The sequence below is a fragment of the Polaribacter marinivivus genome (assembly GCF_042651285.1).
GTDB lineage: Bacteria > Bacteroidota > Bacteroidia > Flavobacteriales > Flavobacteriaceae > Polaribacter > Polaribacter marinivivus.
Genome location: NZ_JBHSCY010000001.1, coordinates 666,221 through 690,227 on the forward strand (window position 1 = coordinate 666,221; position 24,007 = coordinate 690,227).

Genomic DNA, 24,007 nt, shown 5'->3' on the forward strand with positions numbered 1-24,007 from the left:
TTAGGCTAAAGAGTTTATAAAACCTATTGTTTGAGTATTAAACGTTTCTGGTTGTTCTACATTTACAACATGCCCACATTTATCTATGACATATAAAGATGCTTTTTTGTGCATTTTTACAATGTTTTTTATCGAAGGTAAAAACAAATGATCTTCTGCACCCATAATATATAATGTAGGTATTTTTATATCTTTTGCTCTAAAGAAGCGTAATAATGGATTTATTTCAGAAGTTAATTTAAACCATCTTAAAAACTCTTTTTGATATAATTTCTTAGCTTCATTTACGAACAATGATCTAGATTTCTTATGGTTTTTTCTTGGCATTATTATAAATGCAAAAAACTTATACAATAACATATAAGGAACTACAGATTTAAAAATAACACCCAACCTCATTAATATTTGAGAACGAACATTTAGTTTTATAATAGCACCACCCATAATCATGCTTTGTACTAATTCTGGCTTTTTTTCTGCTAAATTTCTAATTAAAATGGTACCTAAAGAAATTCCTATGAAGTGTGATTTTTCAATATTTAAATGATCTATTACCTCAACAATATCATTAGTAATAGAATCAAAAGTGTATTTTGGATTAAATGTATCTTTTAATTTAGGCTTACTATTTCCATGACCTCGTAAATCTAAAATTAAAACATTAAAATGTTTTTTAAAATCACGGATTTGCTTAAACCAAATAGAACTACTACCTCCTGCACCATGAACAAATGTTACCCATTCTTTAGAGGTATTGTGTAAATATGTATAATAGTTTAGCATGTGTTTTAAAAACTCCAAAAATACTGTTTTTATTTTTGAAGCTTATTAAAGATATATTAATTTATAGTAATGAAAAAAAGACGAGTTTTCACTCGCCTTTCCTCTCTCAATCAACCACGATTTACTATTCTTTTCGACGTCATTCTACCACTAACGTATATTGTGGTTTTTCGTTTATAGGAAAGAAATAAATTTACTTTCCTTAAGTTAGGTCTAATTCTTTAGACGTTTAATTTGTGTTATTCTTACAAGACTATTTACGTATAAATCATTAATATGGTTTTTTTAAAAACCTATATTTTTATTTTCTCCAAAAAAACTGTTTTAATATTCTACTGAGTTTGTTAGAAATTATTAAATTATTTGATACTAAAATTCCAATAGTTTCTTTTTAGTTATCTTTAACATGCTGATTCTGTAAAAAATAATCTTATTTTATTGAATGAAATCTAATAATTCAATCGCTTTAGAAATCTTTAAAAACATATCTCTTTCTAAAAAAGAGATTGATTTTATTGATAGCAAATTTGAAAAAATTAGTTTAACTAAAGGAGATGTTTTATTAAGTTCAGATACTCATGTAACCAATCAATATTATGTTTTTAGTGGCTGCTTACGTTCTTTCTTTGTAAATAGTTTAGGCAAAGATCACACAACACAATTTGCAGTAAAAGACTGGTGGATTAGCGATTATATTTCTTTTTTTACAGAAGAAAAATCGGTAATGACTATTGAGTGTCTGCAAGATGCTGAAATTTATAGGCTTTCTAGAAAAGACATGAATAGTTTATGTGAAGAGATTCCTAAAATAGAAACTTTTTTTAGAAATAAAATGGAAAAAGCATTTGCAAGTTTTCAAAAAAGAATTCTTGAATATTTATCACTTACTGCAAAAGAAAGGTATATAAAATTCATAACTACCTATCCAGAAATAGAACAGTGTGTTAAAAACTATCATATAGCTTCTTATTTGGGTATTACTACTGAAAGTTTAAGTAGAATAAGAAAGATCATTATTTAGTTTTATTAACATACATCAATTTTTTTGAGAAAAATATGTATTATTTTTGGTCAAAATATATTCCCCAACTCTATTATATAGATTTAGTAAACAAGCACAAGTAGTATTCATTATTATTTGTGCTTTTTTATGCTACGTTGTTTCTAAATTTTTATGATTTACCAATAAATTTGTGATTATAAATACAATAACTGAGGGTAATACCCATCCTAAACTGTAGTTTGCTAAAGGAATTATATTTTTGATGCCTGTTAAGCTCTCTCTTGGTATAATAAACCCTAAAAAATCTGGAATACTAAACACAAAAGTTACCAAAACTACAGCCCTAAAAACCAATTTAGTTGCATACTTATTAGGCACAATGTTTAATAAAATTAAGACAATTGTTATTGGGTACAAAAACATTAATGAAGGTACTGCTAAAGTGATGATAAAATCTACTTGATAACTACCAACTACAATACCAATAATACAAGCAATGACTGCTGTAATTATGTATGCTTTTTGTGAGTCTTTACAAATACCTTTTATATAGTCTGCTGTACCAGTTACAATACCAACTGCAGTTGTAAAACAAGCTAAAGCCACTAAAACACTTAAAAAAGTAGTACCTAAAGTACCTAATGTTTGAGTACTTAACTCTGTTAAAATTGCTGTTCTAGAAGCATTTTCTGCAAAAGTTGATGACAATAAAGAGCCACTTAAAATTAATCCACCATAAATTAATAACAAACCAGTACCAGCAATTAAACCTGCTTTTCTAATTAAGTTTCTTCTAGCATCAAAAGTTTGATGACTACTATAATTTAAAGAAATAATAATTACTGCACCCACAACAACACCTCCAATAGCATCAAAAGTTTGATAGCCTTCTAAAATACCATCTACAAAAGGTGTAGTAAAAGAAGTTGCTTTTATAGTTTCTGGAGCTATAAAAATAGCAACTGCAATTATTACCAATAAAATAAGTACAATTATTGGTGTTAAAAACTTACCAATTAACCCAATAATTCTAGATCTATTTATCGCAAAAATAAATACAAAAACAAAGTAAATAATACTGGTTAATAAAGGTGTTGAATCAAAAAAAGGTTGTACAGTCATCTCATGAGTAACTGCTGCTGTTCTAGGTGAAGGTATAGCTATTGCAATGATATAGATGAGAAAACAATAAATAGTACTAAAAACTGGTGATACTTTTTTACCAAAATCATATAAAGTTCCTTGCAATTTGGCATGTGCAAAAATGGCAAGAATAGGTATTGTAACAGCTGTAAGCACAAAACCAAAAACAACAATCCACCAATCTACACCAGATTTAACGCCTAATGTTGGTGGTAATATTAAATTTCCTGCTCCAAAAAAAAGTGAAAAGAGTGCAAAACCTGCAATCCAAATTTCTTTTGTTTTGTTCATCTTTTGGTTGATTTTTATTCTTGAAATATACATATTTTTGTGTGATGCAAAAATCTATCTCTTTTAAAAACGCTAACATTTCTTTTTCTGATGTTGGCAAAGGACCAACTGTTGTTTTGATTCATGGTTTTTTAGAAAATGCTACTATGTGGAATGATATTACACCACATTTAACTTCAAAAAACAGAGTAATAACTATTGATTTGTTAGGTCATGGAAAATCAGATTGTTTAGGCTATTTGCATTCTATGGAACTTTTTGCAGAATCCATTGACGTTATTTTAAAACATTTGAGAATTAGAAAATGTACTTTAATTGGGCACTCTTTAGGTGGTTATGTTGCTTTGGCTTTTGCAGAGAAACATCCACAAAAAGTAAAGGGTTTGTGTTTACTAAACTCTACCTCTAATGAAGACTCAATAGAGCGAAAAGAATTAAGAGCTAGAGCTAATAAAATGGTGCAAACCAATTTTACAAATATGGTAAGAATGTCTTTTGTAAATTTATTTGGCCCAACAAGTAAAGAACGCTATAAGAATGAAATAAACTTAGCATTACAAGAAGCTTTACAAACTCCAATTCAAGGTTATTTAGCAGCTAATGAAGGCATGAGAATTAGACCCAACAGAAATCATGTTCTGGCAAATAACACCTTTAAAAAATTACTTGTTATTGGTGAAAAAGACCCTGTTTTAGATTATAAAACTTCTTTAGCTGAAGCTAAAAAAACAAACACAGAGCTTGTTATTTTTAAAAACGGTCATATGAGTCATATAGAAAATAAAGAAGAACTTCTACAGGTTTTAAAAGGTTTTATACTTGACTTTTTAAATTTAAAATACGTTAAACAAACCCTCTAAATCAATTCTTCAAAGAATTCCAACCCTGAGCTTTCAGTTCAATTTCTTGGTTGGCCCTCGTAATTAATTGTAACCCTTGGTTTTCTTCAGTAATATGCCCAATAATCGAAAAGTTAGGATTGCCTTTTATCTTGTCAAAATCAGAAATTGGCACAGTAAATAACAACTCATAATCTTCACCTCCACTTAAAGCAACCATTGTTGAATCTAATTCAAATTCTTCACAAGTAGAGATCACTTGTGGGTCTAAAGGCAATTTGTCTTCGTAAATTTTGCAACCGACTTTACTTTGCGTACAAATATGAAATAGCTCTGAAGAAACTCCATCAGAAATATCAATCATACTTGTAGGTTTTACTTCAAGTTCTTTTAATAAACCAGAAATATCTTTACGTGCTTCAGGTTTTAATTGACGTTCAATTAAATACGTGTATGCGTCTAAATCTGGTTGATTATTTGGGTCTACTTGAAACACTTGCTTTTCTCTTTCTAAGACTTGCAAACCTAAATAGGCTGCACCTAAATCTCCAGTAACTACAATTAAATCTGTTGGTTTTGCTCCATTTCTATAAATAATATCATCAGCATTTGCTTTACCAATAGCAGTAACAGAAATTAAAATTCCTTTGGTAGATGAAGTTGTATCACCACCAACTAAATCAACTTTATAGGTATCACAGGCTAATTGAATGCCTGCATACAACTCCTCAATCGCTTCTAATGGAAATCTATTAGAGACTGCAATAGAAACTGTAATTTGTTCTGCTGTACCATTCATGGCATACACATCAGATAAATTAACCATAACAGCTTTGTATCCTAAATGCTTTAAAGGCATATAACTTAAATCAAAATGTACACCTTCTATTAACAAATCTGTTGTTACTAAAGTTTGTTTTTCTGAGGCATCTAAAACTGCTGCATCATCACCAACTGCTTTTATGGTTGATGAATTTTCAACTTTAAAATATTTTGTAATATGATTAATTAAGCCAAATTCTCCTAATTCAGCCAATGAAGTTCTATTTTGGTTTTTATCTTCTAACATGTTGCAAAGATAAGTAGTTGTATATTGATAGCAATAAAATTAATACTTCTTAGTTTTAACAATACCATAAAACAATAATCAGTAATTTAGTAGCAGAAATTTATCTTATGAAACTTAAATCAATTTTACTTTTATTCGCAATTTTTATACTTCACTTTTCTTGTTCTAAAGACGAAGTTAATTTAGATATAGATAATGATGGTATAGAAAATACAGTAGATAACTGCCCAAATACTGCAAACGCTAATCAATCTGATATAGATGGAGATGGTATTGGAGACACTTGTGATAATTTTAACGATTCTGATAATGATGGTGTAGAAGATTTTGAAGACAATTGTCCTAATACTGCAAACCCAAACCAAGAAGATAGAGATGGTGATGGAGTTGGAGATGTTTGTGATACTACAGTTTCGAATAAAGTACCTTGTACAAATGGTTTTGCTGGTATATATCCATGTAAAGATTACGATCTTCTATTGCATTTACCTATGTCAACTTTTGGTTCTCAAGAAGCAAATGATTCTTGGGGCTGGACAGATGTAACCACCAATAAAGAATACGCAATTATGGGTGTATTAGATGGTACTGTTTTTGTTGATATTTCTGATACAGAAAACCCAATTTACTTGGGTAAATTACCAACAAGAACTGTAAATAGTGCTTGGAGAGATGTAAAGGTTTATGAAAATCATGCTTTTATTGTAAGTGAAGCTTCAAATCATGGTATGCAGGTTTTCGATTTAACAAGATTAAGAAATGTAGCAAACCCTCCAGAAACGTTTACATCTGATATTGATTTTACAGATTTTGGAAATGCTCATAACATCGTTATTAATGAAGATTCTGGCTTTGCCTATGCTGTTGGAACAAATCAATTTGGAGGTGGACCATTTTTTATAAATATTCAAAATCCAAAAAATCCAGTTGCAGCAGGTGGTTTTTCTTCTGGTGGATATTCTCATGATGCACAAGTAGTAACTTATAATGGCCCTGATACAGATTACACAGGTCAAGAAATTTTAATTGGCAGTAATGGTGAAAGAAATGGTGCTAATGAAGTGGTGATTACAAACGTAACAGACAAAAATTCAGTAACAAGAATTGCTAAAATAGATTATTCAAATGATGGTTACACACACCAAGGATGGTTTACAGAAGACCAGCGTTATTTTATTGTTGGTGATGAGTTAGACGAATTAGAAGGTGATGTAAATACCACTAGAATATTGATTTTTGATTTGTTAGATCTAGACAACCCTGTATTGTTATCTGAATATTTTGGACCAACAGAAGCTATAGATCATAATGGTTATGTAAAAGGTAATACTTTCTTTTTAGCAAACTATAGAGCAGGAGTTAGAATGCATGATATTTCTAATATTGCAGCAGGTACTATGACAGAAACTGGGTATTTTGATACTTACCCAAATGATGATAGCACTGCCTTTAATGGAGTTTGGAATGTGTACCCTTTCTTTGATAGTGGTAAAATTTTAGTAAGTGATATAGAAAAAGGAATGTTTATCCTTCAGAAAAAATAAACCGTATTTTGAACAAATTTTTCTATTACATCTCTATTTGTATTATTTGTTTTTCTTGTACTAAACAAAGCATAAATTTTGGAGGAAATACTCAATCTTTAACAATTGATGTAATAAAAACACTTGGAGGCACTAAAAACGATGCTTTTTCTTCTATAAAAAAAACTACTGATGGTGGCTATATAGCAGTTGGCTATGCCCAAAGTTCAGATTTTGATATTAGCAATAAAAATAATGATAGTTATGACTATTGGGTAGTTAAATTTGATGCTGCAAATACTGTAGAATGGAGTAAAACTTTTGGAGGTTCTGATGATGATAGAGCAAGAGATATTTTACAACTTTCAGATGGCTCTTTCTTAGTAACTGGTTTTAGTAGAAGTAATGATTTAGATGTAACTGTTAATAGTGGAAATTACGATTTTTGGGTTGTTAAAATTAATATTGATGGAACCTTAGTTTGGGAGAAAAGTTTTGGTTTTTCTGGTGCAGATCAATCATACATTATAAAACAAACAAGTGATGGAAATTTTCTTTTAGGAGGCTCTTTAGACGTTACTGCTTCTGGTGGCCAAGGTAATTCAAAAACTAGTAAACGTCATGCAGGAGGTGATTATTGGCTACTTAAAATAGACGCAAACGGAAATAAACTTTGGTCTAGATATTATGGAGGTCAGTTTACAGATACACTTTTAGATATTTCTGAAACTGAAAATGGAAATTATATACTAACTGGGTATAGTGATAGTAGTGATACAGATATTTCAAACAACTTAGGTGAATACGATTTTTGGATTGTAAAAGTAAATAACACTGGAGATTTAATCTGGGAGAGAAATTTTGGAGGATCACAAATAGATGAAGCTTTTTCGATTACTAAAACAACAGACAATCATTTTTTAATTGCTGGTAATACAAGAAGTGCTGATAAAGATGTAACTCTAAATAACGGTTCATCAGACATTTGGGTTATTAAAATTAACTCAGATGGAACATTAATTTGGGAACGTAATTTTGGAGGAACATCATTTGATAATGCTAATAAAATCATTTCTGCAGAAAGAGGAGGGTTTTATGTTGTTGGTAGTTCTAGAAGTTCAGACATAGATGCAGCATCTAACTTTGGAAACAAAGATGTTTGGATTTTAAAAATAGATGCTACAGGAAATTTACAGTGGCAAAAAAATATTGGTGGTAGTAATTTAGATGAAGCTAACTCAGTAATAGAATTACAAAATGGTTCATTAATTGTTTCAGGAGAATCTTGGAGTTCTGATAATGATATCCAAGAAAACAAAGGCTTTTCTGATGGTTTAATAGTAGTTTTAAAATAATACAGTGAAAAAAATAATTTGGTTTTTTGTCATCATCGCATTTACTTCATGTAAAGACGATACAGATTGTTGTGTAAACCTAGAACCTGTAAATGTTACTCTAAAATTTACGCATAATTGGGATGGAACTCCTGTAACAGCATCAAATTTTAATTCATTTAATTATGTTACAGAGAATGGAGAATCTGTGAGCATAGAAAGATTAAGATATGTAGTTTCTAATGTTAATTTAGGTGGCGAATCTAAACCTTATCAGCTTGTTGATTTAGGAATTAATTCAGGTTTTGAAATCATCTTTAACAATGTTGCTCAGGGTGTAAATAATTTAAATTTCACATTCGGATTTTCAGATGCAGATAACATAGATGGTGTTTATCAAGATTTAAATACAGTTTCATTTAATGTTCCTGGCATGTTAGGTGGTGGTTATCATTACATGCAATTTGATGGTAAATACAAAGACACTAACAATCTAGATGCGAATTTTAATTATCATGCAATTAGAGCTGTTAATAGATCTGACCCAAATAATTTGATTTTTGAAGACACTTCGTTTTTGGTAAATTTAGGCAATATTGATATTACAAATAATGCCACAATTGAAATAAAGATGAATATTGCAGAGTGGTTTAAAAATCCAAATACTTGGGATTTAAACCAACTAAACACTGTTTTAATGCCAAATTTTGAAGCTCAAAAATTAATAAGTGCTAATGGAAAATCTGTTTTTACTTTAGGTGATGTTTTACAATAGAATATGAGGAAAATAGGGCTGTATATAATTTTCATTTTTTGTCTGATGAGCTGTTCCTCTTCAGAAGAAGAGTATATACCTGTTCCTTATCAGCTAGAAATACCTCAACTTTTTAAAGAAAAATTAATAGCTCCTGCAATACCAAATAATAATCCATTAACACAAGAAGGGGTTGCTTTAGGTAAAAAACTTTTTTTTGATAAAAAACTTTCTGGTGATGGTTCACAATCTTGCGCAAGCTGTCATCATCCACAAAAAGCATTTACAGATAATTTACAATTTAGTGTTGGAATTGATGGTAAACAAGGAAGCAGAAATTCAATGCCTTTATTTAATTTAGCTTGGAATTTTGATGAAAAATTTGCTTGGGATGGAAAAGATTTTACGCTAGAAAATCAAGCTTTAGAACCTGTTGCAAACCCCATAGAATTGCATGCAAATTGGACAAAAGTTGCAGAGCGTTTAAAAAACGATGCAGAATACCCTACTTTATTTAGTCAAGCTTTTGGTACCACAAAAATCGATTCTACATTAATCACAAAAGCTTTAGCACAGTTTGAAAGAACTTTAATTTCTGGAAATTCAAAATTCGATAAATTTTTACTTGGTGAAGTTGCTCTAACTCCAGAAGAACAAAATGGATTTGACGTATTTATGGATGAAGCTAAAGGCGATTGTTTTCATTGTCATGGAAGTAATAACAATCCTCTATGGACAGACAATCAATTTCATAACAATGGTTTAGATCGTTCTTTCTCAGATTTAGGTTTGGGTGCAGTAACTGGAGATCCTGCAGATCATGGAAAGTTTAAATCGCCCTCATTAAGAAATCTAAAATTTACAGCACCTTATATGCATGATGGACGATTTGCAACATTAGAAGAAGTCATTAATCACTATTCAGAAGGATTACAAGCTTCACCAACCATAGATCCTTTAATGAAAAAAGTAAATCAAGGAGGGGTAAACTTAACTCCAAAAGATAAAGCTGACCTAAAAGCCTTTCTACTAACACTTTCTGATGAAGAGTTTATCAACAATCCAGACTTCAAAGAATAATCAATAAAACCAATGGTTTTATTGGTCTTGTTAATACCAATTTAACTTTTTTGTTGAAGTTATATCGTATATTTGCAGACAATTTAGATTTAATCTATGTAAATATTATGATAAAGGTATCAGACACAGCAAAGAAAAAAGTCAGAGAGTTGATGCAAGAAGATGGCTTTAACCCAAGCACAGACTACGTTAGAGTAGGTGTAAAAAGTGGTGGTTGTTCAGGTTTATCCTATGATTTAACTTTCGATAATAAACAAGAAGAAAACGATAAGATTTTTGAAGAAAATGAGGTAAAAATCATTGTTGATAAAAAGAGCTTTTTATATTTAGTAGGTACCACTTTAGAGTATTCAGGTGGCTTAAATGGTAAAGGCTTTGTTTTTAATAACCCAAACGCAAATAGAACTTGTGGTTGTGGAGAATCATTTTCACTTTAAAAAAAGACAATCATGTCAAAATATACAGAAGACGACTTAAAAGAAGAATTAAAAACCAAAGAATATGAATATGGTTTTTATACTGATATAGAAAGTGATAAGTTTGAGAAAGGTTTAAACGAAGATGTAGTTCGTGCTATTTCTAAAAAGAAAAACGAACCAGAATGGATGACTGAATGGCGTTTAGAAGCTTATAGAGTTTGGGAAAAAATGACAGAACCAGAATGGGCTAATGTTAAATATCCTAAACCAAACTTTCAAGAAATTGCTTACTACTCAGCTCCAAAGAAAAAACCAAAATTAAATTCTTTAGACGAAGTAGATCCAGATTTATTAGAGACTTTTAAGAAACTAGGAATTTCTATAGACGAACAAAAGAAATTAGCCAATGTTGCTGTTGATATTGTTATGGACTCTGTTTCTGTGGCAACAACTTTCAAGAAAACATTAGCAGAAAAAGGTATTATTTTTATGCCAATTTCTGAAGCAATTCAAGAATATCCTGAGTTGGTTAAAAAATATTTAGGAACTGTTGTACCTACAACCGATAATTTTTATGCAGCTTTAAATTCTGCAGTATTTTCTGATGGTTCTTTCTGTTATATACCAAAAGGCGTAAAATGTCCAATGGAATTGTCAACTTATTTTAGAATAAATGAAGGAGGTACAGGGCAGTTTGAAAGGACTTTAGTCGTTGCTGATAAAGGAAGTTATGTTTCTTATTTAGAAGGCTGTACTGCTCCACAAAGAGATGAAAACCAATTGCATGCTGCAGTTGTAGAATTAATAGCTTTAGACGATGCAGAAATAAAATACTCTACTGTACAAAACTGGTTTCCAGGAGATGCAGAAGGTAAAGGTGGTGTATTTAACTTTGTTACCAAAAGAGGTTTATGCGAAACCAATGCAAAAATTTCTTGGACACAGGTAGAAACTGGTTCTGCAGTTACTTGGAAATACCCAAGCTGTATTTTAAAAGGAAATAATTCTGTTGGTGAATTTTATTCGATAGCAGTAACAAATCATTTTCAACAAGCAGATACTGGAACTAAGATGATTCATTTAGGTAAGAATACCAAATCAACTATAATTTCTAAAGGTATTTCTGCTGGTAAATCTCAAAATAGTTATAGAGGACTTGTACAGGTAAATTCTAGAGCCGAAAATGCTCGTAATTTCTCTCAATGTGATTCTCTTTTAATGGGTAATGAATGTGGTGCACATACTTTTCCATACATTGAAGCTAAAAATAAAACGGCTCAAATAGAACACGAAGCTACCACTAGTAAAATTGGTGAAGACCAATTATTCTACTGTAACCAAAGAGGTATAGATACAGAAAAAGCAATTGCTTTAATTGTAAACGGATTTAGTAAAGAAGTTTTAAATAAATTACCAATGGAATTTGCTGTTGAAGCTCAAAAATTACTAGAAATTAGCCTAGAAGGTTCTGTAGGATAACAAACAAATTTTAAACCAAACACATGAAAAAATTACTTTTCTTATTAATTGCTGTTAGCATTGTAAGTTGTAAAAATTCTGATAAAAAGGTTGAAGAAACTAAAAAACCAGAAGTAAAGCTATACCAATTAGTTGGTGGTTCTATATTGGTTAAAAAATTAGAAGTTTTTTCTCAAGATACTACTTATACTGGGCAGTCTAAACAATTTACAGATGCTTATTATGTAATATCTCATCCCAAAGGAAACTTAATGTGGGATGCAGGTTTACCAGAACAATTGGTAATACCAGAACCTTATGATGAACCAAGTGGAGTGTATAGAATTCAAAGACCAGACTCTTTAGCAAATCAATTAAAATCTATAGGTTTTAAAATTAATGATTTTAAATACTTTGCTATGTCTCACTCACATTTTGATCATACAGGACATGCAAACTATTTAAAAGACGCTACTCTATTAATTCAAGAAAATGAATATAATGCTAACCTAGCAGATACATTACAACAAAAAAATGCTGCTATGACTGCTTTAGCTAATGTTAAAAAAATCAATGGAGATTATGATGTTTTTGGTGATGGTACTGTTGTCATTAAATACATGCCTGGTCATACAATTGGTCATCAAGTATTATATGTTGAAGTTGCAGGTTTAGAAAAACCAGTTTTGTTGACTGGTGATTTATATCATTTTGAAGAAAACAGAGCAAATAAAGGTGTGCCATCTTTTAATTACGATATAAAACAAACCTTAGAAAGTATGGATAAGTTTGAGGCTTTTGCTAAAGAAAAAAATGCAACAGTTATCATTCAGCACTCTCCAAAAGATTATAAAAAATTAGAAAATTTATTAAATAGCTTATAGCCAAATGCTTAAGCAAATAGCTTATACAAGATGTTAAAGATTAAAAATTTACATGCAGAAATAGAAGAAAAGTCAATTTTAAAAGGATTGAATATAGAAGTAAATGCAGGAGAGGTTCATGCAATTATGGGACCAAATGGAGCAGGTAAAAGTACACTTGCCAACATTATTGCTGGTAAAGAAGAATATGAAGTTACAGATGGTACTATTGAGTTAAATGGTGAAGATATTAGTGAATTAGCTCCTGAAGAAAGAGCTCATAATGGAGTGTTTTTATCATTTCAATATCCTGTAGAAATTCCTGGGGTTTCTGTAACCAATTTTATTAAAACAGCGATCAACGAAACTAGAAAAGCAAAAGGTTTAGAAGATATGCCTGCAAAAGATATGCTTAAGAAAATTCGTGAAAAATCTGAGCTTTTAGAAATCGATAGAAAGTTCTTATCTCGTTCTTTAAATGAAGGGTTTTCTGGTGGAGAAAAGAAACGTAACGAAATCTTTCAAATGGCTATGTTAGAGCCAAAATTAGCCATCTTAGATGAAACTGATTCTGGTTTAGATATTGATGCTTTAAGAATTGTAGCAAATGGTGTTAATAAATTAAAATCTAAAGATAATGCTGTAATTGTAATTACACACTACCAAAGATTATTAGATTATATAGTGCCAGATTATGTACATGTTTTACACGATGGTAAAATCGTAAAAACTGGTGATGCTTCTTTAGCCCTAGAGCTTGAGAAAAAAGGATATGATTGGATTAAACAAGAACTAGTATAAGTTCACAGTATATCAGTTGCAGTATGCACTTAAAATTTGTACACTGAAACAATAAAAAATAAAAATTCAGTCTAAAAGAGGTAAAGCAACTTTAGATGCTAAACTGATAACTGAAGACTGATCACTGAAGACTGAAATGATGGAATTAAAAGATAAAATACTTTCTTCTTATGTTGCTTTTGAAAACGAAGTAAACATGAACTCAGATGTTCATGAAATTCGTTCTAAAGCACTTGAGAATTTCGAAAAGCTTGGTTTCCCAACCAAAAAATTAGAAGCATGGAAATACACTTCTTTAAATACAATTTTAAAGAACGATTACAGTATTTTTCCTGATAGAGAAAAAGCCATAGAGTTAGCTGATGTAAAAAAATATTTTATACATGATATAGATACGTATAAAGTAATTTTTATTGATGGTAAATACAGCTCTTTTTTGTCTGCAACAACTCACGAAAATTTTGATGTTTGTTTAATGTCTTCTGCTTTAAACAAACCAAAGTATAAACCTATCATAGAAAATTATTTCAACAAAGTTGCAAAGCAAGATAATTTAACAAGCTTAAACACAGCTTTTGCTTCTGAAGGAGCTTACATCTATATCCCAAAAAATATAGAAGTACAAAAACCAATTCAGATTATCAACTTTACAACTGGTTCTGAACCAGCAACTATGATTCAGCCAAGAAATTTAGTTGTAGTTGAAGAAAATTCGCATGTTCAAATTATAGAACGTCATCAAAGTTTAACTTCTAATGCTGTCTTAACTAATGTTGTAACTGAAGTTTTTGCTGCAAGAAATGCAACTGTAGATTACTATAAAATACAGAATGATAATGAAAAGGCATCTTTAGTTGATAATACTTACATTGATCAAAAAACAAATAGTGAGGTTTCTGTGCACACATTCTCTTTTGGAGGAAATATTACAAGAAACAATTTGAATTTTTATCAAAATGGAGAACATATTAACTCTATTTTAAAAGGGGTTACTATAATTGAAGGTAAACAACATGTAGATCATCATACTTTAGTTCATCATATAGAGCCAAATTGTGAGTCTCATCAAGATTATAAAGGAATTTATGATGAGCGTTCAACAGGTGTTTTTAATGGTAAGGTAATAGTAGAAAAAGAAGCTCAGAAAACAAATGCTTATCAACAAAATAACAATGTTTTAGTTAGTGACAAAGCTACTATTAATGCTAAACCTCAATTAGAAATTTTTGCAGACGATGTAAAATGTTCACATGGTTGTACCATAGGTCAATTAGATGATGACGCTTTATTTTACATGCAACAAAGAGGTATTCCACAAAAAGAAGGTAAAGGTTTATTAATGTATGCTTTTGCAAATACAGTTTTAGAAAGTGTAAAAATACCAGAGGTTAAATCGAGAATTACAAAATTAATTGCCAATAAATTAGGCGTTAATATCGGTTTTGAATTATAAAAATTTAAAAAGACCTAACAATATAAAACCACTTTTTTAAGTGGTTTTTTTATTTTTTGTAACTTTAAGAAAACTTTTACGAGATGAATAAAAATATAAAAACAATATTGTTAGTCGTTGGCATTATATTATTAGCCTATGGTTTTTACACTATGGTTGTTCCAGAAACAAAAGTAGCTGTTGGAGATATTAGTCTTGTAGAAGCTCAAGATAATACAAACGCCTATATAGCTATTGCATTAGGAATTTTAGCTGTTGTTTTAAGCTTAATTAAAGGGAGTAAATAAATTTTAAGCGGTTTATTTAATACTTTCTAAAATTCCTTTTAAGAATTGATTTTCATCCATCCATGAAAGTGCCATTCTTACAATTACCAAGTCTTGGTCTGGTAAAATATATACTCTTTGACCTTGATAACCATCTGCAAAAAACATGTTTTTAGGTACGTCTTTTAGTCTACCTCCAGCATTTAACCAAAATTGAGCTCCATAAGTACCATTTGAAGTGGGTGTGGGTTCTGTAATGTACTTAACCCAATCTTTAGCAAAAATTTGTTCTCCATTCCAATTTCCTTGATGCAGATATAGCAAACCAAATTTACCCCAATCTCTAGGAGTTGCCCAAGCATAAGAAGATGCTACATAATTACCAGCTAAATCTGTTTCTAAAATCATAGAGTTCATACCTATTTTATCTATCAAATCTGTATACCAATAATCTAGGTAATCTTGGTGTGTTGTAAATTGTTTTCTAACTATACCAGAAAGCAAATTAGATGTGCCTGAAGAATAATTCCAAGATGCGTTTACTTTACCTGTTAAAGGTTTTTCTGCTTGCATTTTTGTCATATCTCTTTCTAAAAAAAGCATTTTTGTAGCATCAGAAATTTCATCATAATTCTCATCCCATTGTAAACCAGAATTCATTTGTAATAAATTATGAATGGTAATGTTTTTGCGTTCATCATTTTGCCAAGAATCTATAGGTGCTTTGTCCATAACATGTAACTTTTGTTGGTATTGCATAACCCCAAAAACAGTACTTAGCACACTTTTGGTCATAGACCAACCTAAAATTCTAGAATCTTTGTTAAATCCTTTAGCATATTTTTCTGCGATAATTTGATCTTTATAAATAACAACAACTGCTCTAGTTTGTCTTTTCCCAAAAATTGAAGCAACAGTGTTATTTAATTTATTATAATCTATATTGTTAAAAACGGTGTCTTTTTGTGCTGCATTTCCATAAGGATAAGGAGTTATATGATCTGGCGCTTTTCTTTTTGGTGATAAATATGCAGCAGTTTCATCTTCTTTTGATAAGGTTAATACTGCTCCTAAACCTTCTCTATAAATTGCTTTTCTAGTTAACAAACCAAATGCTGACGAAGTTGCTATTTTATGGTTTTCATTTATTTTATCATCTGCTAAATTTACAGGCGAAAAATTATTATCTGTCTTATCTGTATATGCTAAAGATCTGTTTGCTACAAAAACCGAAGATGCTGTATTTTTTGCAGAATAGCCTGCAAGAATATTTAGTTTTGGATAATTATAAATAACTGCAATTGTAACTGTTATTACCAGTAAAAGTAAAATTCTCTTTAAGATTTTCATTTGAACACATTTTAGTTATGTAAAAATAAGAAAATCATATTGAGAATAGTATGTGCTTAAAAATGCATGTTTTATCTTTGTATCATAAAATGATTTTTATGTTTGATGTTGATAAAATTCGAGACGATTTCCCAATTCTAAAAAGAAAAGTTCATGGTAAACCTTTGGTTTATTTAGATAATGCAGCTACTTCACAAACTCCACAAATTGTTATTGACACTATTGTAGATTATTATAGTAATTACAATGCTAATATTCATAGAGGAGTACATACCTTAAGCCAAGAAGCTACTGATAAATATGAACAAGCTCGTATTAAAATTCAACATCACTTTAATGCAAAAGAGGCTTTTGAGATTATTTTTACTTCTGGTACTACACACAGTATTAACATGATAGCTTCAGGTTTTGCATCACTTTTAAAAGAAGGAGATGAAATTATAGTTTCTGCCTTAGAGCATCATTCTAATATTGTACCTTGGCAAATGTTATGTGAAAAAACAGGAGCTGTTTTAAGAGTAATTCCTATGAATTTAGAAGGTGCTTTAGAAATGGATTTTTATCATAACATGCTAAACAAAAACACAAAATTAGTGTTTTGTAACCATGTTTCTAATGCTTTAGGTACTGTAAACCCAATAAAAGAAATTATAGATGCTGCTCATAAAGTTGGAGCTGCTGTTTTGGTTGATGGAGCACAAGCAACACCTCATATAAAGCCAGATGTACAAGAGTTAGATGTAGATTTTTATGTAGCTTCTGCTCATAAATTGTGTGGCCCAACAGGTATGGGTATGTTATATGGTAAACAAGAATGGTTAGAAAAACTACCTCCTTATCAAGGTGGAGGTGAAATGATTGCAACAGTTTCTTTTGAAAAAACTACTTATGCTGGTTTACCTCATAAATTTGAAGCTGGCACACCAAATATTTGTGGAGGAATTGCTTTTGGAGCAGCCATAGATTATATGAACACTATTGGTTTTAATGAAATTGCTAGCTATGAAAATGAGTTATTAACCTACGCAACAAACCAACTTTTAGAGATAGAAGGCGTTAAAATTTACGGAACCTCAACAGAAAAAACAGCTGTTATTTCTTTTAATATAGAAGGCATTCATCCTTATGATATAGGTGCAATTTTAGATAAATTAGGGGTGGCTGTTAGAACAGGACATCATTGTGCACAACCTATAATGGATTATTATAAAATACCTGGTACAGTTAGAGCTTCGTTTTCTTTTTACAATACAAAAACAGAAGTTGATCTACTTATTGAAGCTGTAAAAAAAGCAAAATTAATGTTATCATAAATGAAGCATTTTACTTAAATAATTAAAAAGTCATCAATATTTGATGACTTTTTTTATGGATTAATTTTGTCTTTCAAAAAAAAGTGTATATTCGCAATGTTAAAATTTTTAACATTTTATTGTTTAATTGTTATTATTTAAACAATAATATTAATTTAAAGTCAAAGTTTTAACATAATTTAACTTAATTCATTAACCCCACAAAAACACTAACCTTTTATGAAAAAAACAGTATTAGGCTTGCTAGTTTTAGCAACAGGCGTATTTATTGGTTGTCAAGATAACGCATCTGACCTTCCAAACAATCAACAATCAAAAATTGATATGAGTGATTTTTATGTTCATACAGATGAGTTTGAAAGCAAATCTGACAAAAATGGAGATAAAGTATGTTATTCTATGAAAGTCTTAAACGAACAATTATCAAAAGACAAAAACTTGTACAAAAAAATGTATGACATTGAGTATGCTACAAGAAAATTTATTGCTGCTAAAAAACCAAGTGGTACTGGAGGTGGAAAACCAGGAAATGGTGGAGGTGATGGAGGAGGAGATCCTGTAGGAGACAACTTAGGCGTTATTAACATCCCAGTTTATGTACATGTTGTATATAGCAATTCTAATGAAAATATTTCTGATGCTCAAGTTGCATCTCAAATCGCTGTTTTAAACGATGATTTTAGAAGAAATAATAATGATGCTAACAACACACCAAGCGAGTTTGCTAGTGTAGCAGCAGATACAGAAATTAATTTTACATTAGCTAATACATTTAGATATGCAAACTCAAGAACTTCTTGGGGTACTAACAATGCTGTAAAAGCAGAATATCCACCAGTAACACCAGAAACTCACATGAATATTTGGGTTGCAAATATTGGTGGTGGAATCTTAGGTTATGCACAATTTCCTGGAGGTAATTTAGCAACAGATGGTATTGTAGTTTCTCCACAGTATTTTGGAACTACAGGTTATGTTGCTGCACCTTTTGATGGTGGTAGAACAACTACTCATGAAGTTGGTCACTACTTAAACTTAAGACATATTTGGGGTGATGGAAGATGTAACAGAGACGATTTTGTAGCTGATACACCAAGTTCTGACAGACCAAATTATGGTTGTCCAACATCTGCAGTTCACTGTCGTTCAAATGACCAATTTATGAACTATATGGATTATACAGATGATAGCTGTATGAATATGTTTAGTTTAGGACAAAAAGAAAGAATGAGAGCTTTATTTGCTTCTGGAGGAGGTAGAGCTGCACTAGCAGGAAACTAATAGCAAAAACTACAAAAACAAGAAAGAGCGTTATTTAAACGCTCTTTTTTTGTACTTTAAAATCAAAAACTAAACACTATGAAACATCTTATTATATTACTAAGTTTTTCTTTTTTTAACTGTGCATCACAAAAAAAAGTAATGAAAAACAATTACAAAATAGAGTACAAAGCTCAAACAAGAGGCGCTTTGTATGAGATTTTAGTTGAAGATAATCTACTCTCTTTTAAATCGTATAATGATTCTAAAACAATTGTTTTAACTGAAGAACAAGTTAAGGCATTAACAAACGAGATTAACAATATTAACCTTAAAGCTATAAACGATTTAGAAGCGCCTACAACAAAAAGATTTACTGATGGTGTAATGATTGCTTATTTTAAAATAAATAGGGCAGAAAACAGCTATAAATCCTCTGAGTTTGATCACGAATATCCACCTAAAGAATTACAAACACTTTTTAAGATTTTAAAAAAGTATATAAACAAAAAAGGTTGAGCAAATGCTCAACCTTTTTAAATATTTATTAATTCTTTACTTATCTTAAAGTAGGAGAATAATTTGTTGGGTATTCACCTGCAACAGCTAAACCTCCTGTAGCTTGTGTAAAGTTAGTTCCAAACTTTACATCCATAGCTGCTAAAATTTTGTTTGCCATTAATGCATAACCTCTAGCTGTAAGATGTACTCCATCTAAACTTACTAAACCACCAACCACTAAATTAGTTGTTAATGTATAATTATCAAATACGATACCTGTAGAAGCTTCTTCTAATACAGATTTTAAATCTACTAAAGCAACATTTGGATTTGCATCAGTAATTGCCTTAATTGTAGCATTATAAGAATCTGTAGCCGTTTTAATTGCAGCTTGTTCTTGTGGTGTTAAAACCCATCTATCACCTAAAGGAACAGAAACTCCATTTATTAACTGAGGATTTCCACCAACTGTAGTTCCAATAAATGTAGAACTAGGTAATACAAGTAAATCATCTGCTGTAGCTTGTCTCATATTTGTTAAAGCTGCATTAATTGGCGTTAAATTAGATAAGTTTTCATCTAAAATTAAAACCGCATTCTGACCTGCAACAAAATTTACTTTTCTACGATCAACCTCTGCTTGATCATAGTTCGTTAATAAAGGTAATACTGCTGCTGGTAATAGGTTTGCATTCTTTAGGTCTAATACTTGTTGTAACCCTGCATTATAAGCTGCAAAAGCACCATTTAATTGTGCTGCTGTAGCAGCATCTAAAGGAACTGCGTTATATGGCACTGTTGTAAAGTGAGCTAAGTTTGTAATATATGGTACATTACCAACAACACCTTTAGCTCCTCCAGAAGTTAACGTATTAACCATAGTAGATAAAACTTGTCCAAAAACATTTGGATCAGTAATATCTGAACCACCATAAGTAGATGGATCTAAATTTCCTGTTTGATCAACACCTGAACCACCAGATAAAGCATAGCCTAAAACATCATTACCACCAACTTCTGATAAGGTAAAAAATGTTGGTGCTTGAGCCATAGCATCTCCTAAAACAGTAGCATTAGGACTAGAAGCCATTCTTGCAAAATAAGGGTTAGCTAAACCTAAAGCAACACCCTGTACATTTCCATAACCAGGTGCAACTAAGTGAAAACTTTTAGCCCCTGGTACACCAAAGTTATTTAGATTTCCTGAAACAGAATTTGTAACTTCTGTAGTTGGCATTGCATTTAAAGGTGCAGGTCCAGAACCATTAAAAAATAATCTTGGTCCTTGAATAACATTACCACCTAACAATAATCCACCTATGTTATCATTCATCATAGGCTGATTAAAAGTTGTTTTAAACTTAGAAGCTAAAATGTTAGGAAACGAGTTTTGTTGTGCAGCAATAAATAGTGCATTGTCTGTAAATCCTGCAGTAAAAGAAGCTCCTATAGAAACATAGCTAGAAAAGTCTAAACCATTTGTATTTAATTCCACTTCTTGTTCTACAACCGCTGGAATTTCTTCTAGTTCATTATTTACATCACAAGATGCAATCCCTAATGAGAGTAGAAATAATCCTATATATTTATAATTTTTCATAAAATATTGTAATTTTTATTAATTGTTAATTGTCCAAGATAAGTAGTACTGAGACCCTATTGCTCCAACACCAGGTGCACTTAAATATTCTTGACCTGTTAAGTTAGATCCACCAAGTTTAATTACAGACTTCCACTTTGGAATTGTATAATTAACTTGTGCGTCTAATATTGTTCTTGAGTCAATTACAGCATTATGGAATGTTGATTCCCATAAATATTCATCTTGCCATCTTACATTTATGTTAAATCCAAAGTTTTCAAATAAATCTGTTTTACCAAATTGAAATTTAACCTTGTGCTCTGGAGTGTTAAATGCAGCTTGGAAATCTGGATCTGTTGATTGATCAAAATCAAACTTAGCAAATGTATAGTTTAACCCTACATTAAATCCATCAAAAATTCTTGTATTTAAACCAATACTACCACCATAAGAGCTAATATCTGCAGAGGAGTTAGTATATGTAGAAAAGGCTGTAAAATCTCCATTAGCTAAAGCTGCTAATGATAATGAGTTGTCACCAACTGTACCATAAAAAGGAACTAATACGTTGTTATTAGAAATAAAGTCTTCATAACTATTATAGTAAACACTCATATCTACAGTAACTCTATTTTCGTTACCACCAACTATTCCTCTATATCCTACTTCATAAGCAGTTACTTTTTCTGGTTTAACTAACTCAACATTTGCTGCAGTTGGTGCTCCTTGCACAACTGAACTTGCTGAAAATGCATTTTCATAAGCTGCACGTCCTGTAAGTGTTACAGAAGATGTGCCTGCTATTGTAGCACCAGCTCCACTTAATGTTAATGCTGGAGTTGTATATCTATCTAAGTTATCTGGAGCAGAACCTACTAAGAAAGCTCTACCTGCATTTAATCCAATGTATTGATCTTGTGTAGTTGGGTTTCTGAAACCTGTTTGAAAAGACGCTCTAAAGTTTTGGTTTTTATCTTCTCCTGCAGCATATGCTAAAGAAACTCTTGGAGAGAAGTTACCATCAAAGTTTTGAGCTTTATCATAACGTAAAGAAGCTGTTAACTTTAAACGATCGTCTTCTAAAAATTTCTTTTGCATTTGTGTGTAAACACCATACTCATCATAATCAATTGGCCCATCGTAATCTGTAAAAATACTTCCATTAGAATTTAATGAATATAATCTGTAAGAAGCACCTACTTGAAACTCTGCCCAATCAATCATATCTTGAAAATTGTAATTTGCATCTACATGATATAATTTTGTATTATCTTGAAATTTAGATCCTGTTACTAAATCTGGATCATTTGTAACTTTATCAAAAGCTGCTTGAAATTCTGGAGTTCCTGGTAAAAATCTACCTGACTCTGCTTGTTGTCTTGCTAATGCATGAGCTTGATCTGAAGTTAAACCTCCAAGAGTTGCTCCAATATAAGCACCAACATACTCTCCAAACCATGTGTTATCATCTTTCCACTCTCTGTTAATATTAATTCCTGCAAATCGAGTGTCAAAAGAATCACCTGCATCTTCGTTAGTTAAATAACCTCTAACAAAAAAGTTCTTACCTCTAAACTCTAATTTGTGTTGCTCCATAAAGAAGTTTCTGATGTTGTATCTATTTAAACCTTGATAAATAGTATTACCTACACCAAATTTAGAATTCCAAATTACTTCTAATCTATCATCTCCATAAGGTCTATAGTTTAAAGACGCTCCAAACTTCATGCTTCTAGCATTGTAATTCATTAAATCTCTTTCATCATAACCAGTTCTACTTATGTCTTCACTTGGCACTAATGCTGATGAACCTGCAGGAGCTAAACCTAATTGTTCTAATGTTTGTGCAACACCTCTAATATTTGTAGACACCTCATCTCCATAAACATTTAATCCATCATAGTTTCTATCAGAATTTCTATCACCTGCAACATATTGTCCATTTAGTGTGTTTCTGTAATCTGTTGCAAACCATTCTGTACCTTTTAAATAAGATAACGTAGCTTTTGCTGCGAATTTTTCAGAAAATTTATAAGCCATACGAATATTAAAATCATAAAACTCATTATCTCCAGCAGCATCCTGACTTGTTAAACCTGTCTTTAAAGAAACACTAATTCCTTGATCATCAAAAGGATTTCTACTTGTCATAAACATAATACCGTTAAAAGCATTTGCTCCATAAAGTGCAGATGATGCTCCAGGTAATAATTCAACCGTTTTTACATCTAACTCAGACATACCTAGAAGGTTACCTAAAGCAAAATTTAACGCTGGTGATGAATTATCCATACCATCTACTAACTGCATAAAACGAGTGTTTGCAAACGTTGCAAAACCACGTGTGTTTACAGATTTAAATGTTAAACTGTTTGTGTTAATGTCTACCCCTTTTAGGTTTTCTAACCCATCATAGAAAGAAGGCGAAGATGTATTTTTAATGGCTCTAATATCCATCCTTTCCACAGTAACAGGAGACTCCATAATACGTTCTGGAGTTCTAGAAGCAGAAACAACAATTTCGTCTAATGCAGTTTCATTTTCTGTAAGACTAACATCTACTTTTTGTTTGTTTTTTGTAATTTCTACTTTTTCTGTCTGATACCCTAACATAGAAATCTCTATAGTAAAAGGTGGCGTATCTGACGTTTGCAAAGTAAATTCCCCATCGAAATCTGTATTTGTACCAACAGCCTTTCCTGAAATTTTAATGTTTGCTCCAGGAAGGGTTTCTCCCGTTTTTGCATCCTTAACAGTACCAGTGATAGTTGTTTGAGCTACCATTGCTATACTACCAAGCATTAATAATGCAAAGAGTAAAGTCTTTTTTATCATAATTTGAATTAATTTGTTAACTAAGATGCAAAATACAATTTTTTTTGAATTTCTGAATAATTCCTCAATAAAATTGTAGGGTTAACA

General features: G+C 30.9%; 21 protein-coding genes. 15 read left to right on the top strand and 6 right to left on the bottom strand.

Translation table 11 applies throughout. The annotated features are described in order from the left end of the window. Entirely contained in the window at positions 1 to 783 is a 783-nt protein-coding gene (locus ACFOWD_RS03105) for an alpha/beta fold hydrolase (protein WP_377409597.1), read from the bottom strand. 442 nt (positions 784 to 1,225) lie between these two features. Between ACFOWD_RS03105 and ACFOWD_RS03110 the strand changes: the two genes are divergently transcribed. Then, a complete protein-coding gene (locus ACFOWD_RS03110) occupies positions 1,226 to 1,804 on the top strand; it encodes a Crp/Fnr family transcriptional regulator (protein ID WP_377408030.1) in 579 nt (192 codons plus the stop codon). A 132-nt stretch (positions 1,805 to 1,936) separates the two neighbouring features. Here ACFOWD_RS03110 and brnQ read toward each other — a convergent pair whose 3' ends face one another. Beyond that, a complete protein-coding gene (brnQ, locus tag ACFOWD_RS03115) occupies positions 1,937 to 3,220 on the bottom strand; it encodes a branched-chain amino acid transport system II carrier protein (protein WP_377408032.1) in 1,284 nt (427 codons plus the stop codon). A 44-nt stretch (positions 3,221 to 3,264) separates the two neighbouring features. Here brnQ and ACFOWD_RS03120 point away from each other — a divergent pair, with 44 nt between their 5' ends. Continuing rightward, positions 3,265 to 4,080: an alpha/beta fold hydrolase gene (locus tag ACFOWD_RS03120; protein WP_377408034.1), complete on the top strand. Its 816-nt coding sequence runs from the start codon at positions 3,265 to 3,267 to the stop codon at positions 4,078 to 4,080. Position 4,081: 1 nt separating this feature from the next. On the opposite strand, the gene thiL is transcribed toward ACFOWD_RS03120, so the two are convergent. After that, positions 4,082 to 5,128 (bottom strand): thiamine-phosphate kinase, encoded by a 1,047-nt coding sequence (gene thiL / locus ACFOWD_RS03125; protein ID WP_377408036.1) that lies wholly within the window; start codon positions 5,126 to 5,128, stop codon positions 4,082 to 4,084. Between the two features lie 107 nt (positions 5,129 to 5,235). Here thiL and ACFOWD_RS03130 point away from each other — a divergent pair, with 107 nt between their 5' ends. The 10 genes from ACFOWD_RS03130 to ACFOWD_RS03175 all read left to right on the top strand — a co-directional run bounded on the left by ACFOWD_RS03130 (position 5,236) and on the right by ACFOWD_RS03175 (position 15,100). Further along, positions 5,236 to 6,672, top strand: a complete 1,437-nt coding sequence (locus tag ACFOWD_RS03130; protein ID WP_377408038.1) for a choice-of-anchor B family protein — start codon at positions 5,236 to 5,238, stop codon at positions 6,670 to 6,672. 8 nt (positions 6,673 to 6,680) lie between these two features. Then, positions 6,681 to 8,006, top strand: a complete 1,326-nt coding sequence (locus ACFOWD_RS03135) for a hypothetical protein (RefSeq protein ID WP_377408040.1) — start codon at positions 6,681 to 6,683, stop codon at positions 8,004 to 8,006. A 4-nt stretch (positions 8,007 to 8,010) separates the two neighbouring features. Then, positions 8,011 to 8,760 (top strand): MbnP family protein, encoded by a 750-nt coding sequence (locus ACFOWD_RS03140; RefSeq protein ID WP_377408043.1) that lies wholly within the window; start codon positions 8,011 to 8,013, stop codon positions 8,758 to 8,760. Positions 8,761 to 8,805: 45 nt separating this feature from the next. Beyond that, on the top strand, positions 8,806 to 9,819 hold the full coding sequence (locus tag ACFOWD_RS03145; RefSeq protein ID WP_377408045.1) for a cytochrome-c peroxidase: 1,014 nt from the start codon (positions 8,806 to 8,808) through the stop codon (positions 9,817 to 9,819). Positions 9,820 to 9,926: 107 nt separating this feature from the next. After that, positions 9,927 to 10,256 (top strand): HesB/IscA family protein, encoded by a 330-nt coding sequence (locus tag ACFOWD_RS03150; RefSeq protein ID WP_298990511.1) that lies wholly within the window; start codon positions 9,927 to 9,929, stop codon positions 10,254 to 10,256. A 12-nt stretch (positions 10,257 to 10,268) separates the two neighbouring features. Beyond that, positions 10,269 to 11,717 (top strand): Fe-S cluster assembly protein SufB, encoded by a 1,449-nt coding sequence (gene sufB, locus ACFOWD_RS03155; protein ID WP_377408047.1) that lies wholly within the window; start codon positions 10,269 to 10,271, stop codon positions 11,715 to 11,717. Between the two features lie 23 nt (positions 11,718 to 11,740). Next, positions 11,741 to 12,580, top strand: a complete 840-nt coding sequence (locus ACFOWD_RS03160; RefSeq protein ID WP_377408049.1) for an N-acyl homoserine lactonase family protein — start codon at positions 11,741 to 11,743, stop codon at positions 12,578 to 12,580. A 30-nt stretch (positions 12,581 to 12,610) separates the two neighbouring features. Beyond that, complete coding sequence (sufC, locus tag ACFOWD_RS03165; protein WP_298990522.1) at positions 12,611 to 13,360, top strand: Fe-S cluster assembly ATPase SufC; 750 nt, start codon at positions 12,611 to 12,613, stop codon at positions 13,358 to 13,360. 139 nt (positions 13,361 to 13,499) lie between these two features. Further along, complete coding sequence (gene sufD, locus ACFOWD_RS03170) at positions 13,500 to 14,813, top strand: Fe-S cluster assembly protein SufD (protein WP_377409598.1); 1,314 nt, start codon at positions 13,500 to 13,502, stop codon at positions 14,811 to 14,813. A gap of 83 nt (positions 14,814 to 14,896) precedes the next feature. Then, positions 14,897 to 15,100, top strand: coding sequence for a hypothetical protein (locus ACFOWD_RS03175; protein WP_377408051.1), 204 nt, complete (start codon positions 14,897 to 14,899; stop codon positions 15,098 to 15,100). A 12-nt stretch (positions 15,101 to 15,112) separates the two neighbouring features. Here ACFOWD_RS03175 and ACFOWD_RS03180 read toward each other — a convergent pair whose 3' ends face one another. Next, the gene (locus ACFOWD_RS03180) at positions 15,113 to 16,429 is read right to left on the bottom strand and encodes a serine hydrolase domain-containing protein (protein WP_377408053.1); all 1,317 of its coding nucleotides are present in this window, start codon (positions 16,427 to 16,429) and stop codon (positions 15,113 to 15,115) included. Positions 16,430 to 16,527: 98 nt separating this feature from the next. On the opposite strand from ACFOWD_RS03180, the gene ACFOWD_RS03185 reads away from it, so the two are divergent. From ACFOWD_RS03185 to ACFOWD_RS03195, 3 genes are all read left to right on the top strand, one after another. Further along, positions 16,528 to 17,742, top strand: a complete 1,215-nt coding sequence (locus ACFOWD_RS03185; protein WP_377409599.1) for an aminotransferase class V-fold PLP-dependent enzyme — start codon at positions 16,528 to 16,530, stop codon at positions 17,740 to 17,742. Positions 17,743 to 17,961: 219 nt separating this feature from the next. Next, complete coding sequence (locus ACFOWD_RS03190; protein WP_377408055.1) at positions 17,962 to 19,023, top strand: zinc metalloprotease; 1,062 nt, start codon at positions 17,962 to 17,964, stop codon at positions 19,021 to 19,023. A 141-nt stretch (positions 19,024 to 19,164) separates the two neighbouring features. Further along, positions 19,165 to 19,521, top strand: coding sequence for a hypothetical protein (locus ACFOWD_RS03195; protein ID WP_377408057.1), 357 nt, complete (start codon positions 19,165 to 19,167; stop codon positions 19,519 to 19,521). A gap of 40 nt (positions 19,522 to 19,561) precedes the next feature. On the opposite strand, the gene ACFOWD_RS03200 is transcribed toward ACFOWD_RS03195, so the two are convergent. Both ACFOWD_RS03200 and ACFOWD_RS03205 read right to left on the bottom strand, forming a co-directional pair. Beyond that, positions 19,562 to 21,103, bottom strand: coding sequence for a G-D-S-L family lipolytic protein (locus tag ACFOWD_RS03200; protein ID WP_377408059.1), 1,542 nt, complete (start codon positions 21,101 to 21,103; stop codon positions 19,562 to 19,564). An 18-nt stretch (positions 21,104 to 21,121) separates the two neighbouring features. Then, entirely contained in the window at positions 21,122 to 23,920 is a 2,799-nt protein-coding gene (locus ACFOWD_RS03205; RefSeq protein WP_377408061.1) for a TonB-dependent receptor, read from the bottom strand. Positions 23,921 to 24,007: the final 87 nt, after the last annotated feature.